At 55.1% G+C, this 12,776-nt stretch carries 12 protein-coding genes; 6 read left to right on the plus strand and 6 right to left on the minus strand.

What is annotated here, in order from left to right:
- The first annotated feature begins 114 nt into the window (after positions 1–114).
- From mutH to RAC65_RS15575, 4 genes are all read left to right on the plus strand, one after another.
- Positions 115–792, plus strand: a complete 678-nt coding sequence (gene mutH, locus RAC65_RS15560; protein ID WP_006120801.1) for a DNA mismatch repair endonuclease MutH — start codon at positions 115–117, stop codon at positions 790–792.
- Positions 793–890: 98 nt separating this feature from the next.
- The gene (locus tag RAC65_RS15565) at positions 891–1,601 is read left to right on the plus strand and encodes a TerC family protein (RefSeq protein ID WP_006120802.1); all 711 of its coding nucleotides are present in this window, start codon (positions 891–893) and stop codon (positions 1,599–1,601) included.
- 119 nt (positions 1,602–1,720) lie between these two features.
- Positions 1,721–1,939 carry a YgdI/YgdR family lipoprotein gene (locus RAC65_RS15570; RefSeq protein ID WP_058708963.1) on the plus strand — a complete coding sequence of 73 codons (219 nt, stop codon included), beginning with the start codon at positions 1,721–1,723 and terminating at the stop codon, positions 1,937–1,939.
- 139 nt (positions 1,940–2,078) lie between these two features.
- Complete coding sequence (locus tag RAC65_RS15575; RefSeq protein ID WP_006120804.1) at positions 2,079–3,119, plus strand: NADP(H)-dependent aldo-keto reductase; 1,041 nt, start codon at positions 2,079–2,081, stop codon at positions 3,117–3,119.
- Positions 3,120–3,170: 51 nt separating this feature from the next.
- On the opposite strand, the gene lysA is transcribed toward RAC65_RS15575, so the two are convergent.
- Positions 3,171–4,427: a diaminopimelate decarboxylase gene (gene lysA / locus RAC65_RS15580; protein WP_375096861.1), complete on the minus strand. Its 1,257-nt coding sequence runs from the start codon at positions 4,425–4,427 to the stop codon at positions 3,171–3,173.
- 101 nt (positions 4,428–4,528) lie between these two features.
- On the opposite strand from lysA, the gene RAC65_RS15585 reads away from it, so the two are divergent.
- The gene (locus RAC65_RS15585) at positions 4,529–5,449 is read left to right on the plus strand and encodes a LysR family transcriptional regulator (protein WP_006120806.1); all 921 of its coding nucleotides are present in this window, start codon (positions 4,529–4,531) and stop codon (positions 5,447–5,449) included.
- Here the strand turns inward: RAC65_RS15585 and RAC65_RS15590 are convergent.
- Entirely contained in the window at positions 5,446–6,609 is a 1,164-nt protein-coding gene (locus RAC65_RS15590; RefSeq protein WP_375096862.1) for an MFS transporter, read from the minus strand. The two genes, RAC65_RS15585 and RAC65_RS15590, sit on opposite strands and share 4 nt — an antisense overlap.
- A 368-nt stretch (positions 6,610–6,977) precedes the next feature.
- Between RAC65_RS15590 and RAC65_RS15595 the strand changes: the two genes are divergently transcribed.
- Entirely contained in the window at positions 6,978–7,604 is a 627-nt protein-coding gene (locus RAC65_RS15595; RefSeq protein ID WP_006120808.1) for a hypothetical protein, read from the plus strand.
- On the opposite strand, the gene RAC65_RS15600 is transcribed toward RAC65_RS15595, so the two are convergent.
- The 4 genes from RAC65_RS15600 to recJ form a co-directional block, all read right to left on the minus strand.
- A complete protein-coding gene (locus RAC65_RS15600; RefSeq protein ID WP_375096863.1) occupies positions 7,601–8,092 on the minus strand; it encodes a cupin domain-containing protein in 492 nt (163 codons plus the stop codon). The genes RAC65_RS15595 and RAC65_RS15600 overlap by 4 nt on opposite strands.
- Positions 8,093–8,216: 124 nt before the next feature.
- Positions 8,217–9,737 (minus strand): lysine--tRNA ligase, encoded by a 1,521-nt coding sequence (lysS, locus tag RAC65_RS15605; RefSeq protein WP_033739607.1) that lies wholly within the window; start codon positions 9,735–9,737, stop codon positions 8,217–8,219.
- A gap of 9 nt (positions 9,738–9,746) precedes the next feature.
- Positions 9,747–10,845 (minus strand): peptide chain release factor 2 gene (prfB, locus tag RAC65_RS15610; protein ID WP_100208631.1). Its coding sequence is split into 2 segments (ribosomal slippage): positions 9,747–10,769 and positions 10,771–10,845, totalling 1,098 coding nucleotides; the frame shifts between segments, so codons are not numbered across the junction.
- A gap of 190 nt (positions 10,846–11,035) precedes the next feature.
- The gene (recJ, locus tag RAC65_RS15615) at positions 11,036–12,775 is read right to left on the minus strand and encodes a single-stranded-DNA-specific exonuclease RecJ (protein ID WP_375096864.1); all 1,740 of its coding nucleotides are present in this window, start codon (positions 12,773–12,775) and stop codon (positions 11,036–11,038) included.
- Position 12,776 lies beyond the last annotated feature (1 nt).

Genomic DNA, 12,776 nt, shown 5'->3' on the forward strand with positions numbered 1-12,776 from the left:
TTCTTAAAAAAGCACTATGTTTCATGTTATTATGCGCGCCCTACCCTGCTCATTCCTGTGGAAAACCTGACAGGCCGCAGGGCGCTTATTTTTTAACCATACCGGGTTACGCATATGATCACTCTTCCAGAGCCACCTGAAAACGAATCGGTACTGTTCGCGCGGGCGCAGGCACTGGCAGGTTTACCTTTACACTGTCTGGCAGAACAGGCCGGCATTCCAACGCCAGCCAATCTGAAGCGCGATAAAGGCTGGGTGGGCATGCTGCTGGAATGGCATTTGGGGGCCAGCGCAGGCAGTAAAGCCGAGCAGGATTTTGCGCATCTGGGCATTGAGTTGAAAACTATCCCTGTCGATCGTGAAGGCAAACCGCTGGAAACCACATTTGTCTGCGTTGCACCGCTGACCGGTAACAGCGGCGTGACGTGGGAAAACAGTCATGTTCGCCATAAGCTGGCTCGCGTACTGTGGATGCCGGTTGAGGGTGAGCGTGATATTCCCCCTGGCGAGCGCCGGGTAGGCGCGCCCTTGCTGTGGAGCCCGACGGCACAAGAAGAAGACATGCTGCGTCAGGACTGGGAAGAACTTATGGATATGATTGTGCTGGGTCAGGTGGAACGTATTACTGCCCGTCATGGTGCCTGGCTGCAAATTCGTCCCAAAGCGGCTAACAGCCGGGCCCTGACCGAAGGGATCGGCGAACAGGGACAGCCCATTATGACGTTACCGCGCGGGTTTTATCTCAAGAAAAGCTTTACCGCCCCGCTGCTTGCCCGCCATTTTCTTCTCTGAATCCCCTTTCCCCAGGCCATGCACTATTTAAATGTGAGTTCGACAGATTAGGTGCGTATAATCTTCGTTTACTTTTCGTTTAGGATACGAGTGCAGGTATGTTCGAGTGGATTTCCGATCCTAACGCCTGGCTGGCGTTGGGCACCCTGACCATTCTGGAAGTGGTTTTGGGCATTGATAACATTATCTTTTTGTCATTAGTGGTGGCAAAACTGCCTAAACATCAGCAGGCCCGCGCACGGCGCATTGGTCTGATGGGCGCGATGCTGATGCGGCTGGGACTGCTGGCCTCGATTGCCTGGGTAGCAAAACTGACCAATCCCCTGTTTACCCTGATGGATCATCCGTTCTCCGCGCGCGATCTTATTCTGCTGTTTGGTGGCTTATTTCTGCTCTGGAAATCCAGCATGGAAATCCATGAAACCATCGAAGGTGAGGAAACCGAACACAAATCCAATGTGCATTCGTTCCTGGGAGCGATTGTGCAGATTATGTTGCTCGACATTATTTTCAGCCTCGACTCGGTTATTACAGCCGTCGGCCTTTCCGACCATCTGTTTATTATGATGGCCGCCGTGGTGATTGCCGTCTTAATGATGATGTTTGCGGCACGCAGTATTGGCGAATTTGTTGACCGTCATCCGTCGGTCAAAATGCTGGCGCTTTCTTTCCTGATTTTGGTGGGTTTCACCCTCATTCTGGAGAGTTTCGGCGTGCATGTACCAAAAGGTTACATTTATTTTGCCATGTTCTTCTCGATGGCCGTTGAGTGCCTTAACCTGATGCGCAGTAAGAAAAAAGTCAGCTAGCGTTGTCAAGGGCGGCGGCCTGCCGCCCACCTATTTTCAGATTGATACGATTAACCCAATCGGTAAAAGGATTTATTACTACACTTTTTTACAGTGGACGCGTTGCGAGGATAAGCACAATGAAAGGGCTGAGTAAGATTATATTGGTGGCCGTTGCCGCAGTGACATTAGGTGGTTGTAGTTCTGATTATGTGATGGCGACAAAAGACGGTCGCATGATTATGACGGAAGGCAAACCGAGCATTGATAAGGAGACCGGACTGGTACAGTACACCGATCAGTCAGGCCATACGGTACAGATTAACAGTGATGAAGTATCAACCATCATTGAGCGTTAAATGCGAAACGAGCAGGCCTGTCGACCTTTCCCTCCCCGGCAGGCTGTTTCTCCTTGTTGTTTCCCTTTCTTAGCCGCTACGCCTCGCGCTATAGTCCCTTAAGACACAATATCCATCCTCAGAGAAAAGGAAGCCGGCAATGCATTATCACCGTATCCCCCATAGCACGCTGGAAGTGAGTCAGCTTGGATTGGGCACCATGACGTTTGGTGAGCAAAACAGCGAAGCCGACGCCCACGCGCAACTGGATCTTGCGATCAGTTCCGGCATCAACCTGATCGATACTGCCGAAATGTATCCGGTGCCGCCTCGCCCGGAAACCCAGGGCCTGACCGAAAAGTACATTGGCAGTTGGTTAAAAAAGACCGGTAGCCGCGATAAAATCATTCTCGCCAGTAAAGTCGCAGGGCCGACCCGCGGCAACGATGCCTCCATTCGCCCTAATATGGCGCTGGATCGTAAGAACATTCGCGAAGCGCTGGATGCCAGCCTGAAGCGCCTGAATACCGATTATATCGACCTGTACCAGCTGCACTGGCCGCAGCGCCAGACCAACTTCTTTGGCAAACTTGGCTATCAGTACAGCGCCTCCAGCGTCCCGGTGACCCTGCTGGAAACTCTGGAAGCGCTGGCAGAACAGGTGCGGGCCGGTAAAATTCGCTACATCGGCGTCTCTAATGAAACCCCCTGGGGCGTGATGCGTTACCTGCAACTGGCAGAAAAGCATGAGTTACCGCGCATTGTTTCTATTCAGAATCCCTACAGCCTGCTGAACCGCAGTTTTGAGGTGGGCCTGGCGGAAATCAGCCAGCATGAAGGCGTGGAACTGCTGGCCTATTCGTGCCTGGCTTTTGGTACGCTAAGTGGGAAATACCTGAACGGTGCACAGCCTGCTGGTGCACGTAATACCTTGTTTAGCCGGTTTACCCGCTACAGTGGCGAGCAGTCTCAGCTGGCAGTCGCAGAATATGTGGCGCTGGCAAACAAGCATCAGATCGATCCCTCGCAAATGGCCCTGGCGTTTGTTCGCCAGCAGCCGTTTGTTTCCAGCACGCTGCTGGGCGCCACCACGCTGGATCAGTTAAAGATCAATATCGACAGCGCCAACCTGACGCTCAGTAGTGAGATTCTGGAAGAGCTTGAGGCGATTCACCGCCGTTATACCTACCCTGCACCTTGATGCCATGTGCCAGCCGCAAGTGCGGCTGGCAGTCCTGACTGACAGCCTGCATTAACCCAGTTCCAGAGCCAGCAGATCCTCGATACGCTGCGCGCGACGAATCTCGCGTGGCGTGCCGTTTTCAAACAGGATTTCCGGAATCAGCGGTCGACTGTTGTAGTTAGAGGACATGGACGCACCGTACGCCCCGGTATCGTGGAACACCAGATAGTCGCCGACTTTCGCGTCGGGAATCGCCCGCGTTTCCACTTTGCCCCCTTCAAGCTGAGTAAACACATCGCCGGACTCGCAAAGTGGCCCCGCGACAACGCTTTCACGCGTATCCTGTTCATCAATCTGTCGGTTGTCGCCAGCCATCAGGGAGATATGGTGATAGCTGCCGTACATCGATGGGCGCATAAGATCGCTGAATCCGGCATCCACCAGCACAAAGTGACGGCTGCCCATCTCTTTAACGGCCCGCACCTGCGACACCAGCACGCCTGACTCCGCTACCAGGAAACGGCCCGGTTCAATTTCCAGCTTCACGGCGTGGCCCAGATGTGAGGCAATACGCTGGCGCGCGGCGTCCCACAGGCCAAAATAGTGATCGGTATCAATCGCTTCCTCCCAATAGTGATAGGGAATGGATAAACCGCCGCCCGCAGAAATCGCCTCCAGATCCTGACCGAACGCCACCACCAGATCGACCATGGCATCGCAGACCTGCTGCAGGTGCGCATAGTCCACACCCGAGCCGATATGCATGTGAATGCCGATCAGGCGCAATCCATATTGCTCAATCGCCGCCTGAGCAGCAGGCAAATCACTCGGCCAGATGCCATGTTTACTGTTTTCACCGCCGGTATTGGTTTTCTGGCTGTGGCCATGACCAAATCCCGGATTGATACGCAGCCAGACCGCGTGCCCTGGCGAAACCGCACCCAGCTGATGCAGCATATCGACCGAACCGGCATTCACCGCCACCTTTAGTTCTGCAACTCTGGCGAGTGTAGGTTCATCCAGCACGTCAGCCGTAAACACGATGTCGTCACCGCCGGGCGTAAAACCAGCCACGAGGGCGCGCTCAATTTCGCCCAGCGAAACGGAATCCACCTTAACCCCGGCCGATTTCATGAGGCGCAGGATGTGCGTATTTGAACAGGCTTTTTGAGCAAAGCGCACCACATCAAAAGCGTGGAGCTGTGCAATACGCTGCTGAATCACCTGCGCATCATAAGCCCAGAACGGGCCAGAATACTGGCGGGCAAGCGGCAGCAGATGATCAACGTTGAGGGCGGTTTCTGTGGTGTTTAACGGACGCGGCATGGCATGTCTCCTGTGGCAATCCTCCTATTAAGCCAGATTCGTGCCATGTCGAAAAATATCTGTTTTAATAGCATCTATGCATAAATGATATGGGATATCCCATGGCCACGATTAACTGGCGCCACATCGAGATCTTTCATGCCGTGATGACCAGCGGCAACCTCACCCAGGCCGCCACGCTGCTGCAAACCTCACAGCCCACGGTCAGCCGTGAACTGGCGCGGCTTGAACGGCAGTTGAGTCTGCAACTGTTTGAGCGCGTGCGTGGCCGCCTGCAACCGACGGTGCAGGGATTACGCCTGTTTGAAGAGGTGCAGCGCTCGTGGTATGGGCTGGACCGCATTATGGATGCGGCAGAAGGTTTGCGGCAGTTTCGTCAGGGCGAGCTGTCGATTGCCTGTCTGCCGGCCTTCTCACAGTCGTTGCTGCCGCCCATTTGTCAGACGTTTTTACAACGCTATCCCGACGTCAGCCTGAACATCATTCCGCAGGATTCACCGCTGCTGGAAGAGTGGCTGTCGGCGCAGCGCTATGATTTGGGCCTGACAGAAACGCTGCACGCACCTGCCGGTACCGATCGCCAGGCTTTACTGACCTGCGATGAAGTCTGTGTCTTACCGAAACAGCATCCTCTGGCGCAGCGCAACTTACTTACGCCGCAGGATTTTGCGGGTGAGAACTATGTCAGCCTGTCACGTACGGACAGCTATCGGCAGTTACTGGATGCACTGTTTCATGAGCAAGGCGTGACACGCAGGATGGTGATGGAAACCCATAGCGCAGCCTCGGTGTGCGCGATGGTGCAGGCTGGCGTGGGTATTTCTGTCGTTAATCCGCTGACAGCACTCGATTATGCTGACAGCGGGATCGTCATGCGTCCGTTTAGCGTGGCGGTGCCCTTTACCGTCAGTCTGGTCCGGCCGCGCCACCGGCCGGCTTCAGCGCTGGTTGACGCCTTTGCGGCGCATCTTCAACATCAGATTGCCCGTTTTCCGGCGCTGATTGCGGCCAGACTGGTTTAGGCGTGTACGCTGGCCGCCGCGCCGCCTGATTTACGGAAGGTGATCACGCAGACGATCAGCCCCACCGCCGCCAGCGCAGCCGCGGCAACCGGCACGCTGGTCAGCCCATAGCCCCGGGCAATAACCGCTCCGCCTACCCAGGCACCCAGTGCATTCCCGATATTAAAGGCCGAAATGTTCAGGGTCGACACCAGATTTGGTGCCTCCTTACCGTGGCGCACGACATTTATCTGCAAGCCGGGTACCGTAGCGAAGGTAGCCATCGCCCAAAGGAACAAGGTGATTTCCGCCAGCCACAGCGCATGGCTGGTCCAGCTAAACAGCAGTGAGAACAGCGCGATCAGCAGGAAACTGCCTGTCAGGCTGAGCGCCACATTGCGGTCGGCCAGTTTGCCGCCCAAAATATTGCCTGCCGTCAGCCCCGCCCCAATCAGGAACAGAGTCCAGCTCACGCCATGATCGCTGATGCCGGTGACCTGCAACAGCAACGGCGCAATATAGCTGAACAGCGTAAACATGGCGGCAGCAAAACAGACCGTCATCAGTAACGACAGCCACAGTTTACCGTTTGCCAGCGCGCTGATTTCGCTGGCCAGATTGACGGGCTTCTCGTTTTTATTTCCCGGCAGGCTGGTGATCAACGCAATAAAGGCCAGCACACCAATTACCGCAACGCCCCAGAAGGTGGCACGCCAGCCAAACAGCTGACCAAACCAGGTCCCCAATGGCACGCCTAATACGTTGGCTAACGTCAGGCCGGTAAACATCAGCGCCACGGCGGATGCCTGGCGATCGGCAGCCACCAGACTGGCAGCCACCACAGCGCCAATGCCAAAAAACGCACCGTGACAGAGGGCGGTAATCACCCGCGCCAGCATCAGAAGGTTGTAGCTGTACGCCAGCGCGCACAACAGGTTACCGATGATGAAGATGGCCATTAACAGAATCAGCGTTTTCTTGCGTGGCAGTTTCGCGGTCAACAGTGCCATGACCGGCGCGCCAATCGCCACGCCCAAGGCATAGCCGCTGATGAGCCAGCCCGCTGACGGAATGGTCACCTGTAAATCGTTTGCCACTTCCGGCAGTAATCCCATAATAACGAACTCAGTGGTTCCGATGGCGAACGCACTCAGCGCCAATGCCAGTAATGCCACAGGCATAACACTCTCCCAAATATGATTATTGCGACGCGGTTGCTTCCGCGTGCATCGCGATGAACAGGCTATAATTTATGATCTCTGTCACATTCTGTATTACACCATAGCTGACTGTCATCGGATACTCACACAGAGGCAACACTGTATTGCAGGAAAGGCAATAATTGACAGTAAGATGAACTATGCTTATTAAACATGAGGTTAAGGAGAAAGGGATAGCCCGCCACTTAAAACAATCAGAAAGGTTGCCAGCGAAGTAGCCGTTTTTTAGCTAATACCGATTTTAGTTATCAATAAAGTATTAGCGTTGCCGATAAAGCTCTTATGAATCGCCAGATGAAATGCAGTCCAACTGACGCGGAGAGAGAATAATGCAACGGCTTACCCTCTTACTGGTACTGGGCTTAACGGGTTGCTCAGTCGGTCACTATGAGTACAGTAAAGAAGCTGAAAAGCGGGTTGATATGACCGTTACCGGCATTCCAACCATCATGGGGCTGGGCACGCTGGGTACGACCATTCCCCTGACCCCGGACTACAGCCTCACGGCGGCCCACGTGGCGAAATATTCGCTTTACCGGGTGAAAGCCTGGCATCCGGAGTGCGACCTGGCGGTGGTCTACCACAAGAACAGCGAAGCCAACCTTCCTCCCGCCTTCCGTAACAGCCACATTGGCGACAAGGTGAACCTTTACGGGTACAGCTTTATCTCGGCCATGCCGGTCAGCTCAACCGGTCAGAATCTGGTGAATACCACGCTGGCCAATGACTGGAACAAAGCTAACTGTGTGGTGGTGGCAGCGAATGCCGGCGTAGTGAAAGGGATGTCTGGTGGCGCGGTTTACAATGCCTCTGACGACACACTGGCTGGCGTGATTGTCGGCTACAGCCAGCGCATTAACGATAACCACAGCGGCAAGACGTTGTATAAAGACGTCGCCCTTTATGTTCCTTACTCTCGCTTTCAGCACTGGCTGGATGACGCCGTAAAATCTTAATTTTTGTCGGGCAAACCGGGATGCTTGCCCATCGTCTGTTCAGGCGGATTCAGCCACCTGTCCTCACGGGTTGCTTCGTAGTCCGGATTGAGCGGATAAGTAATACGGTTTTCGGGTTTGCTCACCTCGCCCACCACTAAAAAGCGCGCCTCATGGTCGCGGTTGTTGATAAAGGTGTGGCAGATGCCTGTTCCGGCCGGAAAAGCAACGGCATCGCCCGGCGACAGCGGGTACAACTCACCGTTTATCCAGGCGTCAGGATGACCTTCAAGCACAAAGATGAACTCTTCTTCCGCGCTCTCCGTGTGCGGATAGGACATGCGGCGTCCGGGCAACAGCCTTTCATGGTGAATGCCGAGGCGGGTTAACCCCAGTAACCGCCCCAGTGGCGCGCCAATCGACATGCGCTCATCGCTGTCAGAATAGTGTTCGTTATCGTCGCCTTCCAGCGTCTGCCAGTGGCGAATACAGTCGGGACGTTGTGTCATCGTGGTTGGCTCCCTGTTGAGATTTCAGTCTGGCAGAGGGAGCGGGATGACTCAAGCACGGCATCGCGAACAGCAGAAAGAAAAAAGGCCGGGATAACCCGGCCTTTTTACAGAACAACAAGACTTATTTAGCGCCAGGACGCAGCGCCGGGAACAGGATCACGTCACGGATGGTATGGCTGTTGGTAAACAGCATCACCATCCGGTCGATACCAATGCCTAAACCTGCCGTTGGCGGTAAGCCGTGTTCCAGTGCGGTAACGTAGTCTTCGTCGTAGAACATGGCTTCATCATCGCCCGCGTCTTTGGCATTAACCTGCTGCAGGAAGCGATCAGCCTGATCCTGCGCATCGTTAAGCTCAGAGAAACCGTTGCCGATTTCACGTCCGCCGATAAAGAACTCGAAACGGTCGGTGATTTCCGGGTTTTCATCGTTACGACGAGCCAGCGGAGAAACTTCCGCCGGGTATTCGGTAATGAAGGTAGGCTGAATCAGGTGCGCTTCTGCGGTTTCCTCAAAAATCTCGGTCACCACGCGGCCTAAGCCCCAGCTTTTCTCGACTTTGATGCCGATGGCCTGGGCGACTGCCACGGCTTTATCGAAATCGTCAAGATCGGCCAGATCGGTTTCCGGACGGTATTTTTTGATGGCTTCACGCATGGTGAGCTTTTCAAACGGCTTGCCGAAATCGAATTCCTGCTCACCATAAGGCACGACGGTGCTGCCCAGCACATCCTGCGCCAGCGTGCGGAACAGGCTTTCGGTCAGTTCGATCAGATCCTTATAATCCGCATACGCCATATAGAGTTCCATCATGGTGAACTCTGGATTATGACGTGGTGAAATCCCTTCGTTACGGAAGTTACGGTTGATCTCAAACACGCGGTCAAAACCGCCCACAACCAGACGTTTCAGATACAGCTCTGGCGCAATACGCAGGTACATATCGATATCCAGCGCATTATGATGCGTGATAAACGGACGCGCTGATGCGCCACCCGGGATCACCTGCATCATTGGCGTTTCCACTTCCATAAAGTCGCGAGCGACCATGAACTGGCGAATACCGGCCATAATCTGAGAGCGAATTTTGAAGGTGTTGCGTGATTCATCGTTGGCGATGAGATCAAGATAACGCTGACGATAACGTGTTTCCTGATCGGCCAGGCCGTGAAACTTATCAGGCAACGGACGCAGCGCTTTGGTCAGTAAACGCAGTTCTGAACAGTGAACAGACAGCTCGCCGGTTTTAGTTTTGAACAACTTACCGCGTGCGCCGAGGATATCGCCCAGATCCCACTTTTTGAACTGCTCGTTATAGATGCCTTCAGGCAGATCGTCACGTGCTACGTACAGCTGAATGCGGCCGCCAACGTCCTGCAGGGTGATGAAAGACGCTTTGCCCATAATACGGCGCGTCATCATACGGCCCGCCACGCTGACCTCAATGCCTAAGTCTTCCAGCTCTTCGTTACTCTTCTCGTCATAGCTGGCGTGCAGCCGATCGGAGGTGGTATCACGACGAAAATCGTTAGGAAACGCCACGCCGTTTTCACGCAGCACGCTCAGTTTCTCGCGACGCGTTTTCAGTTCGTTATTTAACTCAAGTGCGACGTCAGCGCTCTGCGGTTGTTGTTCAGACATGTCGGTTCCTTATAGCCCTGCTTTTAAACTTGCTTCAATGAAACGGTCCAGATCGCCATCCAGAACCGCCTGCGTATTACGCGTTTCCACACCGGTACGCAGATCTTTAATTCGTGAGTCGTCCAGAACGTAAGAACGGATCTGGCTTCCCCAGCCGATATCCGACTTATTGTCTTCCAGCGCCTGCTTCTCGGCATTTTTTTTCTGCATCTCAAGCTCGTACAGCTTCGCCTTCATCTGCTTCATCGCCTGATCTTTGTTTTTGTGCTGAGAGCGGTCATTTTGACACTGCGTGACCGTACCGGTCGGAATATGGGTGATACGCACCGCAGATTCCGTCCGGTTAACGTGCTGACCACCGGCACCGGAGGCACGGTAAACGTCAATGCGCAGGTCTGCCGGGTTAATGTCGATATCGATATCGTCATCGACTTCCGGGTAGATAAACGCGGAGCTGAATGACGTATGGCGGCGACCACCGGAGTCAAACGGACTCTTACGAACAAGGCGATGAACGCCTGTCTCGGTGCGTAACCAGCCAAACGCATAATCGCCCGACACGCGAATGGTTACCGATTTAATGCCCGCCACTTCGCCTTCGGACTCTTCAATAATCTCGGTTTTGAAGCCTTTCGCTTCGGCCCAACGCAGATACATACGCATCAGCATGCTGGCCCAGTCCTGCGCCTCGGTGCCGCCAGAGCCAGCCTGCAAATCGATATAACAGTCTGCGCTGTCGTACTCACCCGAGAACATACGGCGGAATTCGAGTTCACCCAGTTTAACGTCCAGCGCGTCCAGTTCTTCGACCGCTTCGTTAAAGGTTTCTTCGTCATCGGCTTCCACAGCCAGATCAAGCAGGCCCTGTACGTCTTCCAGCCCCTGCGTCATCTGATCCAGCGTATTCACGATTGCTTCGAGAGAGGAGCGCTCTTTACCCAACGCCTGGGCGCGTTCAGGTTCGTTCCAGACGTCAGACTGTTCGAGTTCTGCGTTTACTTCTTCAAGGCGTTCTTTCTTGGCATCGTAGTCAAAGATACCCCCGAAGAACGTCGCTGCGCTCGGTGAGGTCCTGAATACGGTATTTGACCGGATTAATTTCAAACATGTGTTTAGCGTCTTTTTAACGTTTGATGGAATAAGAAATGTAACCTGCGAGTTTACCCGAAACCGGCGACAGTTTGTAGCGTTGAGAAAATGCGCAGGGTGTAAACGTTTGGGGCAGGCTGTGCTGAAAGGGAGGGAGGCAACGTCAGAAAGGCCTGGCGGACGGACTCCCGTCCGTCCACCTTCATCCGTTAACTGAGCGGCCAGAGATGTTCAATAATCAACTGCACTGAGCGGTTACCGCGATATTCATTGATATCCAGCCGGTACGCCAGTTCAACCTCGCGAACGCTGCTGTCAGGCCACAGCGTGGTATCTACGTTAAACGCGATGCCGTCGATCAGTGGCCCGCCGCCCAGTGGCTCCACCATGACTTTCAGATGACGTTCCCCCACCAGCCGCTGCTGCAACAGCCGGAATTTGCCGTCAAACGCAGGCTCCGGAAAGGCCTGTCCCCAGGGACCGGCATCGCGCAGCATTTCGGCGGTCTCCAGAGAAAACTCAGCGGGTTGTAACGCGCCATCAGACCACATCACCCCTTGCAGCGCTTCGCCAGCCAGCCAGTCGCCGACCAGTTCAGCGAACCGCTGACGAAACTCCTCGTAGCGCGCCTCCTCCAGCGACAGCCCGGCCGCCATGGCGTGACCACCAAACTTCTGCATCAGCCCGGGGTGGAGCGTATCAAGCCGTTCCAGGGCATCCCGCAGGTGCAGGCCCGCAATCGAACGTCCCGAGCCTTTGAGCATGCCGTCGCCCGCAGGCGCAAAGGCGATGACCGGACGGTGAAAACGCTCTTTGAGCCGGGAAGCCAGAATACCTACCACGCCCTGATGCCATTCGGGATGATAAAAGGCCAGCCCCAGCGGCAAATCGGTTTGCTCACGCTCCAGCGTCTGACAGAGCGCCAGCGCCTCGCTTTGCATACCCTGTTCAATCTCTTTACGCATCTGATTGAGCGCATCCAGCTCGCTGGCTAGCATACGCGACTGGCTGAGATCGTCCGTCAGTAACAGCGCGACGCCGACCGACATATCGTCGAGCCTTCCGGCCGCATTCAGCCGCGGTCCCAGCGCAAACCCCAGGTCGCTGGCGGCCAGCTGGCGCGCATCGCGATTGGCGATTTCCAGTAGCGCCTTGATGCCCGGTCGGCATTTACCGGCACGAATGCGGCTCAGGCCCTGCCAGACCAAAACACGGTTATTTGCATCCAGCGGCACGACATCCGCAACCGTGCCCAGCGCCACCAGATCGAGCAGGTCAGCCAGGTTAGGTTCTGCCCGCGTGACGCCAAACCAGCCCTGGGTTCGCAGATGGGCACGCAGCGCCATCATCAGGTAAAAGGCCACACCAACGCCTGCCAGCGCACGCGACGGGAAAGTGCAATCAGGCAGGTTTGGGTTAACGATAGCGTCCGCGTCAGGCAGCGTTTCGCCGGGTAAATGGTGGTCGGTCACCAGCACCGCAATCCCGTGCGCATGCGCGACGGCGACGCCAGCATGAGAGGAAATACCGTTATCGACAGTGAGGATAATCTCCGCGCCGCGCGCTTTCGCCTGTTCGACAACCTCAGGACTGAGGCCGTATCCATCCTCAAACCGGTTAGGTACCAGATACTGAACATTGCTGCATCCCATGCTGCGCAGAGCCAGCACGGTAAGCGCGGTACTGGTGGCACCGTCAGCATCAAAATCGCCGACGACCATAATACAGCGTCCATCCAGCAGCGCTTCATGCAGCAAGGCGACGGCCTTATCAATACCGCTCAGCGCACTAAACGGCAGCAGGTTTTTCGCGCCTCTTTCAAGCTGAGCGGCATCACTGACGCCGCGTTGCAAATAAAGCCGACGCAGAAGCGGCGGCAAATCAGCAGGGAGCCCGGGCAAATCCGGTACCGCCTCACGACGACGTAATTCGACTTCGTGCTTTACCACG

This window comes from Pantoea sp. BS_8 (assembly GCF_041954965.1).
Lineage (GTDB): Bacteria > Pseudomonadota > Gammaproteobacteria > Enterobacterales > Enterobacteriaceae > Pantoea > Pantoea stewartii.